23 protein-coding genes are annotated in these 23,399 nt (G+C 48.7%); 15 read left to right on the top strand and 8 right to left on the bottom strand.

What is annotated here, in order from left to right:
- Window positions 1-11 precede the first annotated feature (11 nt).
- The 4 genes from ACJJIB_RS03615 to ACJJIB_RS03600 all read left to right on the top strand — a co-directional run bounded on the left by ACJJIB_RS03615 (window position 12) and on the right by ACJJIB_RS03600 (window position 4,087).
- On the top strand, window positions 12-1,334 hold the full coding sequence (locus ACJJIB_RS03615) for a peptidylprolyl isomerase (protein ID WP_252084359.1): 1,323 nt from the start codon (window positions 12-14) through the stop codon (window positions 1,332-1,334).
- Window positions 1,335-1,406: 72 nt separating this feature from the next.
- Window positions 1,407-2,402, top strand: a complete 996-nt coding sequence (gene pdxA, locus ACJJIB_RS03610) for a 4-hydroxythreonine-4-phosphate dehydrogenase PdxA (RefSeq protein ID WP_444887920.1) — start codon at window positions 1,407-1,409, stop codon at window positions 2,400-2,402.
- Window positions 2,403-2,446: 44 nt separating this feature from the next.
- Window positions 2,447-3,247: a 16S rRNA (adenine(1518)-N(6)/adenine(1519)-N(6))-dimethyltransferase RsmA gene (gene rsmA, locus ACJJIB_RS03605; RefSeq protein ID WP_444883639.1), complete on the top strand. Its 801-nt coding sequence runs from the start codon at window positions 2,447-2,449 to the stop codon at window positions 3,245-3,247.
- A gap of 27 nt (window positions 3,248-3,274) precedes the next feature.
- Entirely contained in the window at window positions 3,275-4,087 is an 813-nt protein-coding gene (locus ACJJIB_RS03600; protein ID WP_444883638.1) for a symmetrical bis(5'-nucleosyl)-tetraphosphatase, read from the top strand.
- A gap of 91 nt (window positions 4,088-4,178) precedes the next feature.
- On the opposite strand, the gene ACJJIB_RS03595 is transcribed toward ACJJIB_RS03600, so the two are convergent.
- The 3 genes from ACJJIB_RS03595 to galE form a co-directional block, all read right to left on the bottom strand.
- Entirely contained in the window at window positions 4,179-5,111 is a 933-nt protein-coding gene (locus tag ACJJIB_RS03595; RefSeq protein ID WP_444887919.1) for a hypothetical protein, read from the bottom strand.
- Window positions 5,108-5,728 (bottom strand): ABC transporter ATP-binding protein, encoded by a 621-nt coding sequence (locus ACJJIB_RS03590; protein WP_444887918.1) that lies wholly within the window; start codon window positions 5,726-5,728, stop codon window positions 5,108-5,110. Before ACJJIB_RS03590 ends, ACJJIB_RS03595 begins: the two co-directional genes overlap by 4 nt.
- 109 nt (window positions 5,729-5,837) lie before the next feature.
- Window positions 5,838-6,863: a UDP-glucose 4-epimerase GalE gene (gene galE / locus ACJJIB_RS03585; protein ID WP_444887917.1), complete on the bottom strand. Its 1,026-nt coding sequence runs from the start codon at window positions 6,861-6,863 to the stop codon at window positions 5,838-5,840.
- Window positions 6,864-7,203: 340 nt separating this feature from the next.
- On the opposite strand from galE, the gene ACJJIB_RS03580 reads away from it, so the two are divergent.
- The 3 genes from ACJJIB_RS03580 to ACJJIB_RS03570 all read left to right on the top strand — a co-directional run bounded on the left by ACJJIB_RS03580 (window position 7,204) and on the right by ACJJIB_RS03570 (window position 12,169).
- Entirely contained in the window at window positions 7,204-9,126 is a 1,923-nt protein-coding gene (locus tag ACJJIB_RS03580; RefSeq protein WP_252084352.1) for a PrkA family serine protein kinase, read from the top strand.
- Between the two features lie 176 nt (window positions 9,127-9,302).
- Entirely contained in the window at window positions 9,303-10,586 is a 1,284-nt protein-coding gene (locus ACJJIB_RS03575) for a YeaH/YhbH family protein (protein WP_444887916.1), read from the top strand.
- Window positions 10,580-12,169, top strand: a complete 1,590-nt coding sequence (locus tag ACJJIB_RS03570; protein WP_444887915.1) for a SpoVR family protein — start codon at window positions 10,580-10,582, stop codon at window positions 12,167-12,169. Before ACJJIB_RS03575 ends, ACJJIB_RS03570 begins: the two co-directional genes overlap by 7 nt.
- Before the next feature lie 82 nt (window positions 12,170-12,251).
- Here the strand turns inward: ACJJIB_RS03570 and ACJJIB_RS03565 are convergent, their stop codons facing one another.
- Window positions 12,252-12,824, bottom strand: a complete 573-nt coding sequence (locus ACJJIB_RS03565; protein WP_444883633.1) for a helix-turn-helix domain-containing protein — start codon at window positions 12,822-12,824, stop codon at window positions 12,252-12,254.
- A gap of 531 nt (window positions 12,825-13,355) precedes the next feature.
- Here ACJJIB_RS03565 and ACJJIB_RS03560 point away from each other — a divergent pair.
- From ACJJIB_RS03560 to ACJJIB_RS03540, 5 genes are all read left to right on the top strand, one after another.
- On the top strand, window positions 13,356-14,576 hold the full coding sequence (locus ACJJIB_RS03560) for a multifunctional CCA addition/repair protein (RefSeq protein WP_444887914.1): 1,221 nt from the start codon (window positions 13,356-13,358) through the stop codon (window positions 14,574-14,576).
- Entirely contained in the window at window positions 14,569-15,297 is a 729-nt protein-coding gene (locus tag ACJJIB_RS03555) for a pteridine reductase (RefSeq protein ID WP_444887913.1), read from the top strand. The genes ACJJIB_RS03560 and ACJJIB_RS03555 overlap by 8 nt, the downstream gene beginning before the upstream one ends.
- Before the next feature lie 87 nt (window positions 15,298-15,384).
- Complete coding sequence (locus ACJJIB_RS03550; protein ID WP_444887912.1) at window positions 15,385-16,080, top strand: response regulator transcription factor; 696 nt, start codon at window positions 15,385-15,387, stop codon at window positions 16,078-16,080.
- Window positions 16,064-17,311 (top strand): sensor histidine kinase, encoded by a 1,248-nt coding sequence (locus ACJJIB_RS03545; protein ID WP_444887911.1) that lies wholly within the window; start codon window positions 16,064-16,066, stop codon window positions 17,309-17,311. Before ACJJIB_RS03550 ends, ACJJIB_RS03545 begins: the two co-directional genes overlap by 17 nt.
- Before the next feature lie 202 nt (window positions 17,312-17,513).
- The gene (locus ACJJIB_RS03540; RefSeq protein WP_444887910.1) at window positions 17,514-18,572 is read left to right on the top strand and encodes a type 1 glutamine amidotransferase domain-containing protein; all 1,059 of its coding nucleotides are present in this window, start codon (window positions 17,514-17,516) and stop codon (window positions 18,570-18,572) included.
- Between the two features lie 21 nt (window positions 18,573-18,593).
- Here ACJJIB_RS03540 and ACJJIB_RS03535 read toward each other — a convergent pair whose 3' ends face one another.
- Window positions 18,594-19,055: a winged helix-turn-helix transcriptional regulator gene (locus ACJJIB_RS03535; RefSeq protein ID WP_444887909.1), complete on the bottom strand. Its 462-nt coding sequence runs from the start codon at window positions 19,053-19,055 to the stop codon at window positions 18,594-18,596.
- A 148-nt stretch (window positions 19,056-19,203) separates the two neighbouring features.
- Between ACJJIB_RS03535 and ACJJIB_RS03530 the strand changes: the two genes are divergently transcribed.
- On the top strand, window positions 19,204-20,316 hold the full coding sequence (locus ACJJIB_RS03530; RefSeq protein WP_444887908.1) for an NADH:flavin oxidoreductase: 1,113 nt from the start codon (window positions 19,204-19,206) through the stop codon (window positions 20,314-20,316).
- Window positions 20,317-20,385: 69 nt separating this feature from the next.
- Here ACJJIB_RS03530 and folK read toward each other — a convergent pair whose 3' ends face one another.
- The 3 genes from folK to tsaD are packed head-to-tail and all read right to left on the bottom strand — an operon-like array spanning window position 20,386 to window position 22,349.
- Window positions 20,386-20,877, bottom strand: coding sequence for a 2-amino-4-hydroxy-6-hydroxymethyldihydropteridine diphosphokinase (folK, locus tag ACJJIB_RS03525; RefSeq protein ID WP_444887907.1), 492 nt, complete (start codon window positions 20,875-20,877; stop codon window positions 20,386-20,388).
- A gap of 2 nt (window positions 20,878-20,879) precedes the next feature.
- A complete protein-coding gene (gene folB, locus ACJJIB_RS03520) occupies window positions 20,880-21,269 on the bottom strand; it encodes a dihydroneopterin aldolase (protein ID WP_444887906.1) in 390 nt (129 codons plus the stop codon).
- 45 nt (window positions 21,270-21,314) lie between these two features.
- Window positions 21,315-22,349 carry a tRNA (adenosine(37)-N6)-threonylcarbamoyltransferase complex transferase subunit TsaD gene (gene tsaD, locus ACJJIB_RS03515; RefSeq protein ID WP_444887905.1) on the bottom strand — a complete coding sequence of 345 codons (1,035 nt, stop codon included), beginning with the start codon at window positions 22,347-22,349 and terminating at the stop codon, window positions 21,315-21,317.
- A 173-nt stretch (window positions 22,350-22,522) separates the two neighbouring features.
- Here tsaD and rpsU point away from each other — a divergent pair, with 173 nt between their 5' ends.
- Window positions 22,523-22,738, top strand: coding sequence for a 30S ribosomal protein S21 (rpsU, locus tag ACJJIB_RS03510; protein WP_020411530.1), 216 nt, complete (start codon window positions 22,523-22,525; stop codon window positions 22,736-22,738).
- Window positions 22,739-22,939: 201 nt separating this feature from the next.
- Window positions 22,940-23,386 (top strand): GatB/YqeY domain-containing protein, encoded by a 447-nt coding sequence (locus ACJJIB_RS03505; protein ID WP_444883624.1) that lies wholly within the window; start codon window positions 22,940-22,942, stop codon window positions 23,384-23,386.
- The last annotated feature ends 13 nt before the right edge of the window (window positions 23,387-23,399 follow it).

Genomic DNA, 23,399 nt, shown 5'->3' with positions numbered 1-23,399 from the left:
TGCAGAAATTGATGCCGAAATTAGGCTTGTCATCCGTTCTGGCTGCTTGCGTCCTGATCGCCGGCACGGTCACAGCGCAAGTACAAACCCTGGACAGGGTAGTCGCCGTTGTTGATGAAGATGTGGTTATGGCCAGTGAACTTGCCCAGCGCATGAATACCATAGCCAGCCAAATTCAAGCCCAACAGGTCCAGGCACCACCTGTGGATGTTTTGCGTCGTCAGGTACTGGAACAACTGATTATCGAACGATTACAGCTACAGATGGCCTCCCGGGCGGGCGTTACAATATCTGAATCCGAGCTCGATCAAGCCATCGCTCGCGTTCAACAAAATGCGAGTGTCAGTCCGGAAGAATTTCGTCAGCGCCTGCGTTCCGATGGTATGACCATGAAAAGCTTTCGCCAGCAGATCCGTCAGGAACTGATGATCCGCCGGGTAGAACAAGGCAGCGTCAACCGCCGAATCCAGATCACCGACCAAGACATCGACAATTTCCTTCGCTCTAAAGAGGGCGAGTTCTGGAAGTCCCCTCAGTATGAGCTGGGACATATCTTGATCCCCATCAGCTCCAGTGCTCCAGCCAGCGAAGTTACCCAGGCTCGCGAGAAAGCCGAGGAGCTGGTTCAGCAGGTGCGCGGCGGCACTGACTTTCGTCGCCTGGCGATCGCCAACTCTGCTGGGCAGAATGCCCTCGCCGGTGGCGACCTGGGTTGGCGCAAAACAGTGGAACTCCCCACCCTATTTGCTGATGCGCTAAGCGGCCTCAAGGTAGGTGATATCACTGAGCCCTTCCGCAGTGATGCCGGCTTCCACCTGCTCAAGATTCATGCACAAAAAGGTGCCAGCGAGCAATTAGTGGAGCAGACTAAAGTTCGCCATATCCTGCTCAAACCCTCAGCCATCCTCACAGATGATGAAGCCTACAACAAGCTGGTAGCCATGCGAGAAGAGGCGATGGCTAGCGATAACTTTACCGAGCTCGCTCGCGAGAATTCCGAAGATATTGGCTCCATGCTGTCCGGCGGTGATCTCGGCTGGTCTATGCCAGGACAATTTGTGCCTGAATTTACCCAGGCCATGAACACCACCGGCATCGGCGAAATCAGCCTGCCATTTCGCAGCCAATTCGGCTGGCATATCCTGATGGTCGAGGGGCGGCGCAAACAAGATATGACCGATCAATATATTCGCAACCAGGCTGCCAACCTCTTACGCAACCGCCGCTATGAAGAAGAACTGCAAAATTGGCGCAGGGAAATCCGCGACCAAGCTTATGTAGAAATTAAATTAAAAGATGAAAAGCAAGAAGGCCCTGAACAGGAAGCGCAATAAAAGCGCTTTTTAAGACCTCGAAGACCGGGCCAAAGCGCCCGGTTTTTTATTCGTATAAAGTGTGGCCCCTCTATGATACCCAGAATCGCGCTGACCCCCGGAGAACCCGCCGGTATTGGCCCAGAGATATGTGTAAAATTGTCTCAGCATGGCAGCCCTGCACAACTGATTACCATTGCGGACCCAAGCCTGCTGGAGCGGGCTGCTAAAAAGCTAGACCTTCCCCTTCAGCTTATATCTTTCTCTGAAGATACCCCACTGTCGGAAACAGCACCAGGTAGCCTCTATATTTTAGAAAGTCCTTTAAAGCAGCCATCCCTACCTGGAAAGCTAAACACCGCCAACGCCTTCTATGTATTGAGGACATTGGAGATAGCCGCAGATGGATGTCAAAATGGTCAATTTGATGCGCTAGTGACGGGCCCTGTACATAAGGGGGTAATCAATGAAGCTGGATTTCCCTTCAGTGGCCATACCGAGTTTTTTGCGGAGCGAGCAGGCGTAGCACAAGTAGTCATGATGCTGGCTGCGCAGGAGCTTCGAGTAGCCCTTGTCACTACACATCTTCCACTTAAAGATGTGAGCACAGCAATAACTGGCAAACGTCTGGAGCTCATCACCGAGATTCTACACGGCGGTCTGCGCGATCAGTTCTGTATCCATTCGCCTCACATTGGGGTTTGTGGATTGAACCCTCATGCTGGAGAGGGGGGCCACTTGGGCCGGGAAGAAATCGAAGTGATTCAGCCAGCACTGGCAAGGCTGCGTCAACGTGGCCTTCATCTGACCGGGCCACTACCGGCAGATACACTATTTACCCCACCCCAGTTAGAGCATTTCGATGCAGTACTTGCCATGTATCACGATCAGGGCCTGCCAGTGTTAAAATTTCATGGCTTCGGCAAGGCGGTTAATATCACCCTGGGTTTACCTTATATTCGCACCTCGGTCGATCATGGCACCGCCCTGGACTTGGCGGGCACTGGCAAAGCCAGTTGTGGCAGTCTCGAAGCTGCCCTCACTCAGGCAATAGAACTGGCACAACTACGGAAACAGCAGGTTATATAACATCCTGTTTGCCTAATACCACTATTTGAATTGCAGATTAATTAATGGACAATTTTTTCCAACATAAGGCACGCAAGCGTTTTGGCCAGAACTTTTTGGTCGATGGGAATATCATCGAGCGTATAGTTCGTTCAATAGCCCCTAAAGAAACCGATAAATTGGTCGAAATAGGCCCTGGACAAGGGGCTATTACCGAATTACTAATACAACGTTGTCCCTCACTCACAGCCGTGGAACTGGACCGGGACCTGATTCCTCTGTTGGAATTTAAATTCAGGGACTACCCTGATTTCAAGATTATTGAGCGAGACGCATTGAAATTCGATTTTGGAGAATTTGCCGGTGAGAACCCTCTGCGTATTGTTGGCAATCTCCCCTACAATATTTCCACGCCTCTTTTATTTCATTTGCTCAGTTTCAAAAGCAAAGTGCAGGACATGCACTTTATGCTGCAAAAGGAGGTAGTCGATCGCCTCGGAGCCAGCCCTGGTACCAAGTCCTATGGCCGTCTCACAGTAATGGTACAGTATTACTGCCGTGTTCAAGGGCTATTTCCAGTACCACCCCAGTCCTTCAGGCCAGCCCCTAAAGTGGAGTCTGCTATTGTCCGCCTAATACCCCATAGCAAAATTCCCTACATTGCCGAAGATGAAAAACTATTGGAAAGAATCGTCAATGTCGCTTTTCAGCAACGCCGTAAAACACTGCGCAATGCACTAAAGCCCCTGTTCCCAGACCTCGATCCAGATCAACTGCCAGTGGATGCCAGCCGTCGCCCAGAAACTCTGAGTGTGCAAGAGTTTGTACAGCTATCAAATTACTGCACAAAACTTGGACAACACTGAGCAAGCTAAGCCTCGGGAGATAAGAGTTTGGCTACCTATGCTATTGGCGACATTCAGGGTTGTTTCGAATCTTTAAAGCGCCTATTAAAGAAAATCCATTTTAGTTTTGACAGTGACAAACTATGGATCGCCGGAGATTTAGTGCACCGTGGCGAAGACAGTCTGGGGACTTTACGCTTTCTCTATGAACACCGTTATCAAGTTACCGCGGTTCTTGGCAATCACGATCTGCATCTCTTGGCCTTGGCACATGGGGCCAAGCATCTTGCAGAGAAAGAGCAAGATCTCGCAAAGATTCTAAGGGCAAAAGATTCAGATCGTCTGTTAAGCTGGCTACAGACCCTTCCCTTAATGGTACATAAAAAGGGATACACTATGGTCCACGCCGGTATCCCCCCTATCTGGAGTATTACCAAAGCCCAAAAGCTATCTCGTGAGGTAGAGCATGCTCTCTCGAATGAAGCCATGGCAAAGGCCTTTTTTTACGGCATGTATGGTAATGAACCCCACTGCTGGGATGATCACCTAATCGGAATTGAGCGGCTTCGTTCAATTACCAACTATTTCACGCGTATGCGCCTCTGCAAGGAGGATGGCACCCTCGACCTTGTTACCAAACGTGGGCCCCAGGCATCCCATGGTGATTACAAGCCCTGGTTTAGTTTTTCTAATAGAAAGACTAAAAATGACAAAATAATTTTTGGCCACTGGGCCGCCCTTGAAGGAAGAGCCGATACCGAAAATATCTATGCTTTGGATACCGGCTGTGTATGGGGGGGATATCTAACAGCTATGCGCCTGGGAGACGAAGAGTTTTTTTGTACAGACTGCAGCCTCTGAGCCTCCACAAAACTATAAAAAATCTCAGGGGTCAATGGAGGCTACTAGAAATTTAGTTTTGTCCTTAGAGCTGTATACCTGACTTGAGGGTTTATACGCTCAACAATATCACCCCGGTGACAGTTAATAAAGGAGCTAAAATAACTCGCCCCCACTTATAAAGTGAAAGTAAAGAGAACCCCGTTATAGCAAGCATATAAATCAAAAAATGGGCCGCTGACTCCAGCCCATTTATAAAGAGAACCACCATAATCCCAGGCATGGATATTAGGATACCTTTGAAGTACTCCTGAATAACAATTTCACCCTTTCCACAAGATTTCATCATCATCCAAAAATTAACTTCAGCCTCATCCTCCAAAATGGAATTTATTGCGTAGGTAAAAATTATTGAAGAGCCAACTACCAATAAAATACGCAAGGCAATCAAAACCTCATTAGCCGCAAACACATAACAGCAAATAGTAATTGCAAACGCGATTAGTAATCTGATGACTATACGCGATTTTTTTAATAAAACTGTCCTTGATTGTGAAAACAGAATTTGTCTATATTTGAGCCCCATTAAACACAAAAAAGAAAGCAATTGGATGGTACAGAATAAGAAAAACCAAGTCAGGTACCCTAAGATACTAAACGGCTCTCCCAAGTACACCAACACTAAGAGCGGAAGCAACCATAACGCCCAAAAAAGTGGATTGTATTTAAGCTGAACTATACATAGAGATTTAATCAAGTCTAGAGGGTGGAAGCAGCTCAGATACCACTTTAACTCCGCAGATTCAGGAGACAACAGAATTCCACAAACTGCAAAAGCAATATGCGCCACTAGAAGAATAGAGAGAGAAGTCCTTATATCTCCACCCTCTCCTGTCAAGAGCAAGCTTACAGGAAGATGAATCATCATCAATACAGGGGTTATTATTGAGGCCAGCCCAATTAAAATCCATTGATTTGCCTCAACCCAAATTCTCAACCTAAAGGCAACCCCTGCAAACAACAAGTTATTCAAAGACAGGCTCACAACATTACCTCCGTTTCTTTTTCTGAAAAAGAAACGGAATTATGACTCGCGTAAATAAGCATTCCAGAATAATCTGATAAATGCTCGATCAAAGCTCTGCTAGAGTTCTCATCCAAAGCATTGAAGGGCTCATCTAATAAAAGAACTCCATTTTCTTTAAATAAGGCACAAACTATAGCTACTTTTCTTCGCTGCCCTTCCGATAAGTCGGAAACTTTTGCACAAGAATGAATATCGCACAAAAACTCTTCTTTAAATTCTTTTAAACGGTCAGATTTTTGTATATGGCAAACAGATAGGACTTCCTCAACAGATAAATAACTTGGAAGGGTGATCGCATCAGAATACACTCCACACCTTTCTCTTCGGCTTGACCTTTTTATTTCCCCAAGTAAATTAATAGTACCTGAGGATATAGAAATTAGACCTGATATCCCGAGCAAAAAACTTGTCTTTCCGGAGCCATTCTTTCCCAATATTTTTATTATTCTGGAAGAGGCAGAGAAGGACAGATTTTCAATAACACTGTTTATTCCTCGATGAACATATAGAGCATCAACAACCAATTGATTCAAAACTTCTTCACTCCATAAAGAATAAGCTATCCTAAATAACAAAAAGTAGTGACTCCTTGCGGAGTTAATAGTTCCAGAGTTCTTAAAGAATTGGCACTAAGTAGTAGACTCCCTCCCACTACATAGCATTACAATCAGAGAAGATAGTTACTTAAGCTTCGTAACCATTTGGGTTTTGAGACTGCCAACGCCAGGTATCCTCTACCATCCGTTCCAGGCCAAGCTCAGCCTTCCAGCCAAGCTCACTCTCCGCCAGGGTTGGATCTGCATAGCATTCAGCAATATCTCCCGCTCGACGGGGTACAATTTTATAGGGTATAGACTTCCCACTAGCCGCCTCAAAAGCCCTTACTACCTCTAATACTGAATTTCCCTTGCCTGTACCAAGATTATGGGTATAGCAACCTACTGGGGTTGAGGGTTTACACAACATATTTAAAGCTGCAAGATGACCTCGAGCCAAGTCCACCACATGGATATAATCTCTGACACCAGTACCATCTACCGTAGCGTAGTCATCCCCAAAAACCTGTAGGAATGGGCGCCGACCAACAGCAACCTGGGCAACATAAGGCAGTAAATTATTAGGTATACCGCGAGGATCTTCACCAATTAAACCACTCTTATGTGCACCAATTGGATTAAAGTACCTTAAAAGACTTACCTTCCAGTCGTTACCTGGCGCTGAGCAAATATCCCTCATTATATTCTCTACCATCAGCTTGCTAGCACCATATGGGTTTGTAGCGCCAGTGGGGAAGCTTTCATGTATAGGTACCGTTTCTGGATCTCCATAGACCGTGGCTGAGGAACTGAAGATAATTTGTTTAGTATCAAACTCCTCCATCACCTCCATAAGTGCCAAGGTACCAGCCACATTATTTTGGTAATAGCGCAAAGGTTGAGCCACGGATTCACCCACTGCTTTAAGGCCTGCAAAATGCATTACTGCCTTTATCTTGTGATCAGTAAATACTTGGCGAAGCCTAGGCTTATCAGCAATATCCAGATCAAAAAAAGGTATATCCTCACCTGTGATCAGATTTACCCTGTTTAAGGCCTCACGACTGCTATTGGAGAGGTTATCCACCACTACTGGCTGTAATCCAGCCAAAAGCATCTCAACACAGGTGTGACTACCAATATAACCGGCGCCGCCAGTCACTAAAATCGCCATTTCAGTTCCTTATTAACCCACTTACTTCTTCCGGGTCGTAAGTAAAGACCAAAACTGCCATTAAATTCAACCTCTCTGAATGACAATCCAGTGCCGTAGTGAACCAAAAAGCTATGCTGGAAAAGCCGGAACCGTTTCATCGAATCCGGGGAAGGACAAGGTTAGCAACGGCGATAATGAATAGCGCTTTATGCCGGGCAACACTAAAACAAAGTAATGACTGGATAACCGCCAATCAAACACTTTGCGGAAGCCACAGAAACAACTAGTCAGTGCTCTGATTCAAAATGATAAGCAGGACGCTGGACTCTGCCCACCAGGCTACAGGGAGGTAAATTCCATGACAATTTTTAATCACTACCTGGAACGATACGAGTCAATCCAGGATGAAGAGCTCAGTATTCAAGAATACCTGGAACTCTGTAAGACAGACCGCAGTGCCTATGCGTCACCCGCTGAGAGAATGCTGATGGCCATTGGAGAGGCAGAGCTGATAGATACCTCTCGCGATCCTCGCTTATCACGTATTTTCTGTAATAAGGTTATCAAGCGCTATAAGGCTTTCGGCGAGTTCTATGGTATGGAAGAGGCAATTGAGCAAATCGTCTCCTTCTTCCGACATGCCGCTCAAGGGCTGGAAGAGAAAAAACAAATACTCTATTTATTAGGGCCTGTTGGGGGCGGTAAATCCTCACTGGCAGAACGTCTTAAAGCACTTATGGAGCAAGTGCCGATCTACGCAATCAAAGGGTCTCCGGTTTTTGAATCTCCTTTGAGTTTGTTCTCCCCCAATGAAGATGGGCGAATCCTTGAAGAAGACTATGGTATTGCCAGACGCTATGTAAATACTATCATGTCCCCTTGGGCTGTTAAGCGCCTTCATGAATTCAAAGGTGATATCAGTAAGTTTCGGGTAGTTAAGATCCGCCCATCGATTCTTGATCAGGTTGCCATCTCCAAAACTGAACCTGGCGACGAAAACAATCAGGACATCTCCTCCCTGGTTGGCAAAATTGATATCAGAAAGCTAGAGGATTTTCCTCAGAATGATCCAGATGCCTACAGCTTTTCAGGCAGTCTCTGTCGTGCCAACCAAGGGCTGATGGAATTTGTTGAGATGTTCAAGGCCCCGATCAAGGTGCTTCACCCCCTACTTACCGCAACCCAAGAGGGCAACTACAATAGCACCGAAGGACTCGGGTCTATACCATTTAATGGGACCATTCTGGCACATTCTAATGAGTCTGAATGGCAGTCCTTCCGAAATAATCGAAACAACGAGGCCTTCCTTGACAGAATTTATATTGTCAAAGTCCCCTATTGTGTTCGGGTTCAGGAAGAGATTCGAATCTATCAGAAGCTACTGGAAAATAGCTCCCTTTCAAAAGCTCCATGCGCACCTGACACCTTACGTATGCTGGCTCAATTTTCGGTGCTCTCACGCATTAAAAACCCGGAAAATTCAAGCCTCTACTCAAAAATGCGCATTTATGATGGAGAAAATCTGAAAGACACAGATCCCAAAGCCAAAACTATACAAGAGTATCGAGATAATGCCGGCGTCGATGAAGGAATGAATGGGCTGTCCACTCGCTTTGCCTTCAAAATACTCTCCAAAGTTTTTAATTTTGATGCTACAGAAGTAGCAGCCAATCCTGTGCATTTACTCTATGTCCTGGAACAACAAATAGAACAAGAACAATTCCCTCCAGAAATACAAGAAAACTATCTTGGATTCATCAAGGAATATCTCGCCCCAAGATATGTAGAATTTATTGGCAAGGAAATCCAAACCGCATATCTCGAATCTTATGCCGAGTATGGGCAAAATTTATTTGATAGGTATGTCACCTATGCAGACTTCTGGATTCAGGATCAGGAATATCGAGATCCAGAGACTGGGGAAATCCTAGACCGTGGCGCACTAAATGAAGAATTAGAGAAAACAGAAAAACCTGCAGGTATCTCTAATCCAAAAGACTTTCGCAATGAAATTGTCAACTTTGTTTTACGTGCTCGCGCCAACAATCAGGGGAAAAATCCAGATTGGCGATCCTATGAGAAATTGCGCGCTGTTATTGAGAAAAAGATGTTCTCAAACACCGAGGATCTCCTGCCAGTTATTTCCTTTAACACCAAAGCTTCTGCGGATGACAAGCGCAAGCATGCAGACTTTGTTGCCCGCATGGTAGAACGCGGCTATACAGAAAAACAGGTTCGCCTGTTATCAGAATGGTATCTCCGAGTACGTAAATCTCAGTAGCTGGATTAATTGCAATGACGGATAGAAACTTTCAAGTATCTATTCCTATTTTCCTAGATCTGAAAAACTTCGTCTATTTGGCCCCCTACAGGGGACCAAATAGACGACAAAAGCATTTCTGAATAGATTGCATGGTGGCCTTGCCAGATGGTTTTATTCAGACTAAAGGCAGAACTATGAGCTATATCATCGACCGCCGCCTAAATGGAAAAAAGAAAAGTACTGTAAATCGGCAACGCTTTTTAAGGCGCTATAAAGCCCATATAAAGAAAGCCGTGGGTGACGCTATGAACAGCCGATCCATAATGGACATGGACAAGGGTGAACGTATCAGCATTCCTACCCGAGATATCAGTGAACCCCTTTTTTCACATGGCTCAGGGGGGCATGTCGAGCGTGTTTTACCTGGCAACAAAGAATTTACCACAGGGGATCGTATTCCACGCCAGCAACCTAAAGGTGGTGATGGCAGTGGCGGAGGAGCCAGTGATAGTGGCGAGGGAGTGGATGACTTTGTCTTTCAAATTTCACAGGAAGAATTTCTCGACTTTATGTTTGAAGGGCTACAGCTACCCAACATGGTTAAACAGCGGCTCGCTGGTAATGAGTCCTTTCAAGTTGTCCGCGCTGGAATCAGTAACGAAGGCACCCCTGGTCGGCTAAATGTCATTCGCTCCTTAAGAGCAGCTCATGCTCGTCGTATCGCACTCACTAGTAGTAAAAGGCGAAATATCCGTGAACTGGAGACATCCCTAGAGTTAGAGGAACAAAAAGATACTGCTTTGCGCGATCAGCGCAAGATAGAGGCTCTGAAAGGCGAAATCGCTGAGTTGCGTCGCCGTGTTGGGCGGGTGCCATTTTTGGATGATTTTGATCTGAAATACAATCTATTAATCAAACAACCAAAACCTCGTTCGCGTGCGGTTATGTTCTGCCTTATGGACGTATCCGGCTCTATGAATCAAGCCACTAAAGACATGGCTAAGCGCTTTTTCCTCTTGCTTTATCTATTCCTGCAACGCAGTTATGAATACACAGAAGTCGTTTTTATCCGCCACCACACTAGCGCCAAGGAAGTGGATGAAGAGGAATTCTTCTACTCTCGTGAGACAGGAGGAACCATCGTATCCAGCGCTTTGAAGTTAATGAGACGGATTATGCGCGATCGATACCCGGAGAGTGAATGGAATATTTACGGCGCCCAAGCTTCAGATGGCGACAACTGGAATGATGACTCCAGCACCTGCCATCGTATCCTAATTGACGACATCATGCCCCATGTACAGTACTACTCCTACGTGGAAATAACTCCCAGAGACCACCAAGCCTTGTGGGAAGAATACGAAAGTGTACGTACCCTATTCCCAAATCACTTCGCCATGGAGCAAATTGTGGATGTGCAGGATATTTACCCTGTATTCCGTCAACTGTTCAGCCAGAAGGTGACCGCTCGATGCTAGATACATTTGCCAGCGGCAGCGATTCGCAAAAACCAGAATCAGCAAACCCTATCTCTACCACCTCAGAGTGGACATTTGAGCTGATCCAGGAATATGACCTCGCCATTGGCGCGTTGGCAGACGAATTTGGCCTGGATACCTACCCCAATCAAATTGAGGTTATCAGTTCAGAACAAATGATGGATGCCTACTCTTCGGTGGGTATGCCAGTGGGCTACAACCATTGGTCGTTTGGCAAGCAATTTATAAGTGTTGAGAATAATTATCAGCGCGGTTTAATGGGGCTCGCCTACGAAATTGTTATCAACTCCAACCCCTGCATCGCTTACCTCATGGAAGAAAACACCATGACAATGCAGGCCCTGGTGATCGCTCATGCATCCTATGGACACAATTCTTTTTTCAAGGGCAATTATCTTTTCCGCTCCTGGACGGATGCCAGTAGTATTATCGACTACCTAATCTTTGCCAAAAATTATATTTCCCGCTGTGAAGAACGCCACGGGCTTGATGAAGTCGAGGCCATTCTCGACTCCTGCCATGCCTTAATGAACTACGGCGTAGATCGCTATAAACGCCCTTACCCTATCTCCGCTATTGAAGAAGAGCGCCAGCAACAGGAGCGTGAAGAATATCGGCAACGTCAACTCAACGATCTATGGCGAACGATCCCAAAACTTGGAGAAGGCACCGAGGAAACCAATGAGAAACGTTTTCCGGAGGAACCCCAGGAGAACCTCCTTTACTTTATCGAAAAAAATGCCCCCTTACTTGAAGGTTGGCAAAGAGAATTAGTACGTATCGTGCGCAAGCTCGCACAGTATTTTTATCCACAGCGCCAAACTCAAGTCATGAACGAGGGGTGGGCCACTTTTTGGCACTACACACTGCTAACAGAACTCTACCGGCGAGGAAGAGTGACTGAAGGCTTTATGATGGAGTTCCTACAAAGTCATACGAACGTGATCTATCAGCCCAGTTTTGACAGTCCTTATTACACTGGCATCAATCCATACACCTTGGGCTTCAGTATATTCAGTGATCTCAGGCGTATCTGTGAAGAACCGACTGATGAAGATCGCCGCTGGTTCCCAGATATCGCTGGGAGCAATTGGCGAGAAACACTTCAGTTTGCCATGCGTGACTTCAAGGATGAGAGTTTTATCCTACAGTTTCTCTCACCAAAAGTGATGCGTGATATGAAACTCTTTTGTGTCAGCGACAACGATCAGGAAAATGAAATTGTTGTCAGTGCAATCCATGACGAAAGTGGTTATCGACAACTTCGGGAGAATCTCGCCGGCCAGTACAACTTGGGTAATCGAGAACCCAATATACAGGTTTACTCTGTAGATACACGAGGAGATCGTTCACTTACCTTAAATCACACCCAGCATCGCCGCCGTCCACTTGGCAAAGATACTCCGGAAGTTTTAAGGCATCTACACAGACTCTGGGGTTTTGATATACATCTAAACAGCCTCAACGGCGATGAAATTACGGCTAGCTTCCACTGCCCTGAACAGGGCCGTGATCGACAGGAAGGAGAAGAGGAGTCAATGCTGATTCCGAAACCAATCTGAATCTTTGCACGGGAGCTTTTTGTTAAAACTCCCGTGCAAACGGGGCGAATGGCCAGGAATAAATCCAGGCAGAAAACTTGGCTTAGTGATCAGCCTCTAGCAGCAACCTGGCTTTAGCAGCCAGTTCACCGCGTTCTTCACGATGTGCCAGAAGGGCATCGGCCCCCGCATCCAGCCAGCGGGCTTTATCCAGATCTTCCTCAGCAGCCACAACCAGGATACGTAGGCTGCTATACTCGCTGCGCGACCTCAAGTAATCCAGCACCTGAAAGCCCCCGTCACCAACCAGTGCGGCATCGACAACCAACAGCGCCGGCTTGGCATTAGCTAATAAAACACCCGCAGAGAAACTGTCACCAGCCACTTCAATTTCACAGCCGATATTTTTCAAGGCCTGGAGGCCTGAAGAAGTCAGTTCCGGATCTGTTGTCAGCAACAGAACTTTGCGACTGGGTACCGCCAGGTCATTCGGCACTGGCATAGAGTTATCCCGCAGGAAACCCACGAAGTCCTCTACACAAATCCGATGGTCGCCACGCCCAGGAAGCTTGTAAGCCTTGAGCTGCCCCCGCTCAATCCAGCGAATCACCGTTCGGAAGTTGACCCCACAATACCGAGCCGCTTCCCCGGTGGTTAGCACATGTAGTTCGCTCATATTTATTCTCCCCAACAACTGCAATCCTTGACGAACAAGTCAATTTCAAAAGCCCCAACTCCATCCCCCGAAGCCAGGCGCGAAATTATCCTGCCCAACAGGATCGCCCCTATAAATTATGCTGTTCAATGCTGCAAAACCAGCCCGAAATTCGGTCCATGTATTTAGTTAACGAACAGAGATACAACCCCCTCAAAAAATACTAAAAGATATAGTTGACAGGTATGACAGGTCACATAGAATGACTACAGATTTAGCGGTACCAGTGTGTCGCCAGATCCTCTCCAGCGGGTATGGCCGGTAAGTCAGTGATCCCGCTATTGGCAATTAGATGTTTGCTAAGCGAATACCCTAAGACCCTGGGCCCCCTTGTTTTTTCGGGGCCTTTTTTTTATCTTGCCAAAACCTCTGACTCTCCTTCCCTGCATTCTTATCCAGCAGCACCCCTGCGGACATTGCCGGAATAAATGGACTTATGGCAGTACAATCACCTACCGAATTAATGATATCTCCAGCTCTGGAGAACAATTTTTGAAGATCTACCTTGTTGGCGGCGCAGTGCGCGACAGACTGTTGAATCGTCCAGTCACCGAGCGTGACTGGGTAGTGGTTGGGGCAGATGCAGATAGAATGCAGGACCTCGGATACAGCCCAGTCGGCAAAGATTTTCCAGTATTCCTACACCCTGAGACCGGTGAAGAATACGCGCTCGCTCGCACCGAAAGAAAGAGCGGACACGGCTATGGTGGTTTTACCGTTAACGCCGATGCCAATATCACCCTGGAAGAGGATCTCCTGCGGCGAGATCTCACTATTAATGCCATTGCAGAAGACAGCGACGGCAATCTAATTGACCCCTACGGAGGGCAGGAAGATCTTGGAGCTCGGCTATTGCGCCATGTTTCCCCTGCTTTTGCAGAAGACCCGCTAAGAGTTCTGCGAGTGGCCCGCTTTGCCGCCCGCTACCATCACCTTGGCTTTAGCGTTGCCCCTGAAACCATGATACTCATGCGCCAGATGGTAGAAGCGGGTGAAGTGGAATATCTGGTGGCCGAGAGGGTCTGGAAAGAGGTAAGCCGGGCACTTACCGAGCCAGACCCCGATATTTTTATTCGGGTACTGCGAGACTGCGGCGCCCTATCAGTACTTTTACCAGAGTTAGAGAATTTGTTTGGTGTTCCCCAGCCGCCCAAACACCACCCCGAAGTGGACACTGGAGAACACGTACTGCTAGCCCTGCGCGCCGCACCGGCAGAGCTCCCCTTGCGTTTTGCAGTACTGCTACACGACCTGGGCAAAGGACTGACTCCCGAGGAGATTCTCCCCAGCCACCACGGACACGAGGCCGCAGGCGTGCCCCTGGTAAAGGCCGTCTGTGAGCGCTGGCGTACCCCAAAAGACCTGGCTGCACTAGCTGTCGGGGTCTGCGAATATCACCTGCACTGCCACAGAGCCTTCGAATTGCGCCCACAGACCATTATGAAAATGATCCGCAGTCTGGATGCCTTGCGACGTCCCGAGCGATTTGAAAACTTTCTTCGCGCCTGTGAGGCAGATGCCCGAGGTCGTGAGGGGCTGGAGAATCGAGATTATCCACAGGTGAACTTTTTGCGCGCCGCTCGAGATGGGGCAGCGGCAGTAACTGCCGAGGAGTTGATTAAACAGGGCTTCCAGGGTGCGAAACTCGGGCAAGCACTGGACCGGGAGCGCATCAAGGCAATCGCCAAAGTAAAGGATAACTACATTGCGTAATGTGCTGATTACCGGTGCCGCTGCACGCTTGGGCCGTGCTATTGCTGTGGAGCTGCATAGAGATCACAGAGTTGTTATTCACTATCGCAACTCGGCTGATGCTGCCAAGGCCCTGGCAAACGAGCTGAACCAACTTCGCCCCAACTCTGCCATAGCGTTGCACAGTGAATTGAATAGCGCCGAAGCCTGTTCCAATCTGGCCCAGCGCGCACAAGAGGCCTGGAGCGGTATTGATATTCTGATCAACAATGCCTCAGCATTTCACCCCACACCTGTGGGAAAGGCGACCGAGGAGGACTGGGATCGGCTGGTAGGCAGTAACCTCAAAGCCCCTTTCTTTCTCACTCAGGCCCTGAAAGAAACACTCAGCCAACAACAGGGTTGCGTTGTTAATATGGCGGATATTCACGCCGAGCGCCCGATGCCCGAGCACACTATTTACTGCGCCGCCAAGGCTGGGCTGGTAATGCTGACAAAAAGCCTCGCTCTGGAGCTGTCTCCCCAGGTCCGGGTCAATGCAGTCGCCCCCGGTGCCATTCTTTGGCCAGAGCAAGAGGCAACTAACGAAGCCAAGAAAGCAAAAATCACCCAGCGCATTCCTTTGGCCCGAACCGGTGACCCCAGCGATATCGCCAAGACCGTGCGCTTCCTTGTCTGTGATGCCCCCTATATCAACGGTCAGATTATTGCCGTTGACGGCGGCCGCAACCTCAATATCTAAAACAGTTCAACAACGGGGCTTCACTTCAATTTCACCGGCACTCTGTCAGAATGTTTTTCAACTTCTTCTGCCACAAGAGATTTGCCGGTGCGCTCACTGAAGATATTGCTGATTGAAGATAACCCCACTATCGCCCGCCAGCTTGCCGAATTCCTACATGCTGAGGGCTGGCAGATAGATTATGCCCACCGGGGTCACCAGGGCTTACAGCTGGCCCTGGAACAAATCTTCGACCTGATCATTCTCGACCTGGGCCTGCCGGATATAGACGGTTTGGAGGTCTGTGAAAAGATCAAGGCACAAGCGCCAGTTAACATGCCAATTCTGATGTTAACTGCCCGCGATGCTCTCGCAGATAAAGAACGCGGATTTGGTATCGGTGCCGATGACTACTTATGTAAGCCCTTCGAACCAAGAGAACTGATACTGAGATGCCGCGCCCTGGCACGTAGACACCAGCTGCATACCAGTGAAGAAATTAAGGTCGGTGATTTACAGATAAACCAGCGCCAGCAAACCGCCTACCGGAATAAACAACCTCTGCCCCTGACAACTATCGGTTTTCGCATTCTCACTATGCTCGCCCAGGCGTCGCCAGCACCAGTAAGCCGCTCAGCAATAATCCACCATATTTGGGGTGATGAACCCCCAGAAACAGACGCCTTAAAATCCCACATTTATAGTCTTCGCCAAACACTGGATAAGCCTTTCCAGGCCCCTATGTTGAAAACCATCACCAATCTCGGTTATCAGTTGGAAACTCCCAATGCGCGAAACCAGTAATTTACAGAGGAAGGTCTTCGCTATTTTTGGCAGTTTTACCCTGCTGCTATGCTTGGTGTTTTTTGCCATTTGTATGATGGTGGCCTATGTAGTTGAAGACCATTTACTCGATAACTTATTGGCCGGAGAAGTCCGCTATCTCGAACAGCAGGCAAGACTGACTAATGCGACCCCAGAGCCACGCCTACCCTATTTAACGCTATACACTGAAAGCAAAATAATACCGGCCGAACTGCGCACTGCCTTACCAAGCTATGCAGAAAAGGCTGAGTGGTTTAGTGATACTGAACATCACTTCCATTTACGCAGAGTACATTTTCCGGACAAACATTCCGCCATTCTCGTAGCTGAAGTCAGTGAATTGCTCACTGTTACGCAACAATCTTCAAAACTTCTTTGGCTCTTTGCCAGCGCCTGTATCTTGACCCTACTCTTAGCCCTCTATTGTGCTTTTCGTATTTCCCGTAAAACCATCGCGCCTGTAGTAACCCTCGCTAAAGCAGTTCAGCAGCAGAGAAACTGCGATTCTCAAATTTCCCTGCCCTATAACAATGAACAAGATGAAATCGGTTATCTCGCAAGTACGTTGCAAGATACACTTAACCAGCTCAAGCTAACATTGCGCAGGGAAACTGAGTTTACCAGGGATACAAGCCATGAGTTGCGCACCGGGCTAACCATTCTGAAAAGCACACTGGCTCTCAGTCAAAATCGGGAAATGACTTTAGCTGAGAAAAATGAGCTATTAGAAACTGTTATCGGTATGGAAAAAACCGTTAAGACACTATTAGCCCTCGCCCGCTCTGAGTCTCTACAGTCGGAAGATATCCCATTGCGCGCTTTAATAGAGGAACGCCTTTTAGCTCAACACCAGTTAATTGTACAAAAGCACTTTAATGTTGATTTAAAGTTAGGGCACAAAGTCAGAGTCCTGGCCAATCGACACCTAGTAAGTCTGCTCTTCGACAACTTGATCAGCAATGCATTACAGCACGCTACCAGCCCTGAATTGGTTATTACCTATAAGGGGGACACACTCTTTTTTGAGAACGCCACAGACAACCAATTAGATCTAGAAACCTCCCTCTTACCCGGCCAAAAAAGGGAAGGCAGTGACGGCATTGGTCAAGGCCTTTTCCTGGCCAAGAGAATCTGTGAAGCCTTAAATTGGACCATCTCAATCCAATGTCGAAACAATATTTATCAGTGCGCTCTGTTTTTTACACAGTAGCGTTCTAAGATTCAAATTTTTACCGTATGCGCTCGAGATGCACAGTGAATCAGCATCCATACCTTATACGACCTCGAGCGCAGCTTTTTCTTTCTTCCTAAATAGCAATTGCAATCTCACCTGAATTTCACCTTCCATCCCTTATTCTCCTACGAACTCACTAGAAGATTTTCCGTCTGCTACTGCAATTTTGGAGATTAATATGTTGAAGAAAATTGTTATTTCCCTGGCTCTGACTTTGTCCGTATTTTTTGGTTTTATTATTTGGATTAAGGGCCTAATTCCACCCCAAGAGCAGGACTTTTCCACTACGACAGTAAGTGACCTGCCGTATTTACAACAATTACCCAGGGAAAGCCGAGGAAAAATCTTAGCTGTTGTCACCAGTACTGAAACGATGGGAGATAGTGGCAAGGCGACTGGTTATGAATTAACTGAACTGGCACGCCCCTATTACATCTTTTCAGCCAACGGATTTATTGTCGATATTGCCAGTCCCAAAGGCGGCAAACCGCCTGCGGTGATCGATAAAGATGATCTGGGGCCTTTCGACTATGCCTTTCTCAATGACCCGGAGGCACAACAAAAGGTCAACAACAGTATTCCTATCGATCAAGTATCAGCAGAGGATTACCAGGCCGTATTTTTTGTCGGCGGTAAAGGCACCATGTTCGATTTCCCCGACAATCCCCATATCCAGTCCCTGGTGCGGGAAATCTATAACAGCGGCAAAATTATCGGAGCGGTATGCCACGGGCCAGCAGCCCTTGCCAATGTCACCCTGGATAATGGCGAGCCCTTAATCGCCGATCGGCAGATCAGTGCTTTTACTAACGAAGAGGAGCTTTTTCTTATTCCTGACGCCGAGCAACGATTTCCATTCCTGCTTGAGGATCGATTACGTGAGCAAGGCGCGTTTTTTCAGGCTGGGCCCACTTACCTGGAACAAGTCAGTGTGGATGGCCAGCTTATTACCGGGCAAAACCCCTGGTCCACCTGGCTAGCGGCTGAGAGTATGGTAAACGCGATGGGCTATACCCCTGTTCCACGCCAAATCACTCCGGCGGAGCAGACCGTCAAATTACTACTCACTTATGAGCAGCATGGCTTTACCGAGGCCACAGAGAAATTACAAAAGCTTCAGGAGAAAGGGAAAATAGACCAGCGTCTACTGGCCATGCACGGCGTTGTCTCTGTTATGCGCTGGGAGCCGGGCAGGGCTCTGGACATAATCAGACTGCTGTCCAATAGCCAGGATTGATAGAGCCTCTCAAGAAGCCAGCTAGCCAGCCTGCTCTAGGGGCTGGCCATTTTCATCCACAAATAATACATCGCGAATACTGAGTTTTTGTCCCTGGGCATTCTGTACAGCCACTTCGGAGATAGGCTCACCACTGTTTTTATCGACCAGGTGCATCCCATCTTTATTGCCATTCCAGCGCAGATTCCACTGGCGCAGGGCGATTACCACCGTAAACAGGTCCCGACCTTTTTCCGTTAAGCGGTACTCGTAGCGAGTGCCGTGTTCACCCGCATCAAAGCGAACTAGCACCTCGTTATTCACCAGACGTGATAACCGATCCACAAGGATATTTTTGGCAATTCCCAAATTTCTTTGGAAATCCACAAAACGGCGGGTACCCAGCATCGCCTGCTTAATTATCAGCAGGGACCACCAGTCCCCCACCTCATTCAGGGCGCAAGCCAGGGAGCAATCAAGATCATCAAAGCGTTTACGTGACATACCCTCATTATACCGGCAAAAGAGTTGCAATACGAAACCAGATATTGAACTCAACCTTAAAATAAGGTCTTATAAAGCAACCGTTTTAATTGTGACCTTGTGGGACCAGTGAGTCCCAGTGTTGAATCGAGCAATTCAGGAGAGAAATATGAGTGGTTCCCTGGACAACCTACTGCGTCCTTTCGAGCATAAATCCCTAAAGCTACGCAACCGGGTCGCAATGGCCCCCATGACCCGCACTATGTCACCAGGCTATTCAGCCAATGACCAAGTGGCCGGCTATTATCGCCGCCGAGCTGAAGGTGAAGTGGGACTGATTATTACCGAAGGCACCTTCGTTAATCATAAAGCCGCAAACGGCTACGAGAATGTTCCGGCAATCTACGGTGAGGCCGCTCTCGCCGGCTGGAAAAAAGTGGTAGACGAAGTACACGCTGCCGGTGGCCAGATTATCCCGCAGTTATGGCACGTAGGCTCCGTGCGCAAAGAGGGCATAGGCCCGGATAAATCAGTGCCCGGCTACTCCCCCTCAGGCCTGTTCAAACCCGGCAAGCCCAATGGCCAGGCGATGAGCAAAGAGGACATCCAGGAAGTTATAAAAGCTTTTGCGGACGCGGCGAAAGCAGCCAAGGAAATTGGATTTGACGGCGTAGAGATCCACGGCGCCCACGGCTATCTGATCGACCAGTTTTTCTGGGAAGGTACCAACCAACGCGATGACGAGTACGGTGGCTCCATCGAAAATCGCACCCGCTTTGCAGTAGAAATTATCAAAGCGGTACGTGAAGCCGTAGGCGAAGATTTCGCCATAGTGCTGCGCTACTCCCAGTGGAAGCAGCAGGATTACGAAGCCAAGTTGGCGCAAAACCCTGAAGAACTGAAACGCTTCCTAACACCGCTAGCTGAAGCTGGCGTTGATATTTTCCACGCCTCTACAAGACGCTTCTGGGTGCCAGAATTTGAGGGTTCTGATCTCAACCTGGCAGGCTGGACCAAGGAATTGACGGGAAAACCGGTAATTTCTGTCGGCAGTGTCGGCCTCGACGATGATTTTATCGGCGGCAATAACCAGGGCATGGGCGGCACTGCCAATCCTACCGATTTAGCCGAACTGACCCGCCGTATGGACAACCAGGAGTTCGACCTGATTGCCGTTGGCCGCGCGCTATTACAAGACCCACATTGGTTCGCCAAGGTGCGTGAAGATCGCGCGGAGGAAATCACTCCGTTCACCAAAGAGGCGCTAATGAGCCTAAGTTAATTATTCCTAACAAAAAAGCAGCCTCAAAGGGCTGCTTTTTTATCTACATTTTTTAAAAAATTATTGGAATCACGGCCAAATAAATTCTACCGGCCACAATTTTTGTGAAGCCTGGTCGTACTCATTCCACAGCTGACGGTAAGTTTTCAATTCGACCGGATGCAATACTTCCGGAGCAATCTCTGCCAGAGGCTGTAAAACAAAGGCATTTTTTACAATCTCACCTCTAGGCAATTTTACCCCGTCGATAGTCCCTGTAAGTTGATCATAGGTAAGAATATCAATATCCAGGGTGCGCGCACTGAATTTAGGTCCAGAGCGCAGGCGGCCGTTGGCATCTTCGATACCACGCAGACACAGGGCCAGCTGTCCTACCGGCAGGTCAGTTTGTAGTCCCACCACCAGATTGTAAAAATTATCCCCAGGGAATCCTACCGCTTCGCTCTCGAAAACCTGGGACACCTTCAAGTCGCCAAACTGTCCTGCAAGGGCATCCAGCGCTGCGCGGATATATTGCGCGCGATTGATATTACTGCCGAGGCTGAGATACACCTGAGCCACGTTTACACTCCCGCAGACATCGCTGCTGCACCTTTTGCTGGCCTTTCGCCACGCTCAATAATGACACCCACATCCCTGGACCCTCGGACCGCACCCGGCTTGGACAAACGCAGTCGCAGCCAGCTTACGGAAAACTCTTCCCTGACAATTGCCGCAGCCTGTTCCGCCATAGTTTCCACCAGCAGGAACTCGCTGCTTTCAATAAAAGCGATCAAGCGCTTGGCTACCGCCTTATAGTTAAGTGTGTGCTCGATATTGTCTGTACGCGCCGCCTCGCTGATATCGAAAGCCATTTCTATATCAAGGCTGACAGTCTGGCGTACTTCCCGCTCCCACTCGTAAATACCGATAATGGTATTCACCTTTAAATCCCGTATATAAACAATATCCATTTATCGGCTCTTTTCTTTTTACTGCCAGGATGCCCCTGGGATTTCTTAAAGTTCGGTCTTGGGCAATTCTGTCATTGGCCAACGTGGACGCACATCAACTGCAAGGCTCGTCTGTTCTCCGGCTTGCAAACGCAAACTACCGGCATAGGCGATCATAGCGCCGTTATCGGTGCAAAACTCATGACGGGGGTAGTAGACGCTGGCACTATCCTTGCGCAGGCACGTTTCTAAACGTTCACGCAACAATTTATTCGCGGAAACCCCACCGGCAATGACCAGAGTTTTATAACCAGAGGCTTTAATTGCACGACGACATTTAATCACTAGAGTATCCACAACCGCCTCTTGGAAGGCTGCCGCAATATCCGCACAGGTCTGTTCATCCGGCAGGCCATCTTCGAGGGCGTGCTGACGCACAGTGGTCAGGGTGAAGGTTTTTAAGCCCGAAAAGCTAAAATCCAGCCCCGGTCGATCAGTCATAGGGCGAGGAAAGGTAAAGCGCTTGGGATCACCTTTCTCAGCCAAGGCTGCCAAACGCGGACCACCGGGGTAGTCCAGATCAAGCATCTTGGCGGCCTTGTCAAAAGCTTCACCAGCGGCATCGTCCAGGGATTCCCCCATCAGTTCGTAGTCGCCAAGACCGCGCACTTCGACCAATTGGGTATGACCACCAGAGACCAGCAAGGCCACAAAAGGAAAAGCCGGTGGATTGTCCTCCAGCATCGGAGCTAATAAATGACCCTCCATATGATGTACAGCCACAGCCGGCACCCCCCAGCCATACGCCAGGGCGCGGCCGGCACAGGCGCCCACCATCAGGGCGCCAACCAAGCCTGGACCGGCGGTATAAGCTACACCCCCCAAATCGGAAGGCTTGGTATTGGTCTTCGCCATTACCTGCCGTACCAACGGCAACAGCTTTCGCACATGGTCGCGGCTTGCCAGTTCAGGGACTACACCGCCGTAACCGGCGTGCAGGTCAACCTGACTAAATAGAGCATGGCCGAGCAGACCGGACTCAGAATCGTAGATAGCGACGCCAGTTTCATCGCAGGAAGTTTCTATACCGAGGACGCGCACTTGATTTCATTCTCGTGACTACTTCGAGGGGCGGTTATCATACTGGAAAATGGGGTTGCGATCCCGTATAGGAGTGTTTAGAATTTGCGCCCTCGCTGTGAACCGGCCACCGGATGCAACTGCGAGAGCATTGCCGGAATGGCCGAGAGAAACGAATTTTAACAGGTATCCTAATGCCCTCTGTACGAATCAAAGACAACGAACCTTTCGATATCGCTCTGCGCCGCTTCAAGCGCTCCTGTGAAAAAGCAGGCGTACTGTCTGAAGTACGTCGTCGCGAGTTCTACGAGAAGCCCACCGCTGTTCGTAAGCGCAAAGCTGCTGCCGCTGTTAAGCGTCACGCTAAAAAGCTTCAGCGCGAAAACCGCAAGTTCCAGCGTCTCTACTAAGAGCCGCAGGCTGAATAAGCCTGTCGCAGCGAGGCGGCCGGACGGGCTTAGCCCGTAGCGGAGCTATAAAGAACGGCGTGCGAGCCCTACTCGCGCGCCGTTTTTCGTTCTGCCAACCGCATTTTCCATGCTCGTCGGACGCGCTATCCTTAGCGCTCAACCCAATAAACCACAATCAATGCCAATCCCGGAACACTCACTATGAGCACTCTCAAGGACACCCTGACTCAAGCGACCAAAGACGCAATGAAAGCACGCGACAAAGAGCGTCTTGCCACCCTGCGTTTAATCAATGCTGAGATCAAACGAGTTGAAGTGGATGAGCGCATCGATCTGGATGACGCGCGTATCCTCGCTCTGCTGGACAAGATGACCAAACAGCGCCGCGACTCCATCACCCAGTATGAAAAGGCCGGCCGCGCCGAGCTGGCTGCAGTGGAACAGGCGGAGATCGAAGTCATCCAAGAGTTCCTGCCCAAACAGTTGACCGAAGCGGAGATTAGCGAAATTGTCGCTTCCGCCGTGCAGAGCACCGGGGCCAGCGGCATGGCCGACATGGGTAAAGTGATTGCCCAGGTGAAGCCTCAGGTTCAAGGCCGTGCAGATATGGGCGCAGTCAGCAAATTGGTTAAGGCCCGACTGGCCTAACGCCCAGCCGGAT

This window comes from Microbulbifer mixtoriginis (SeqCode), from assembly GCF_052467705.1.
The sequence above is the reverse complement of the archived record's forward strand: the minus strand, read 5'-3'. Positions and strand labels throughout refer to the sequence as shown.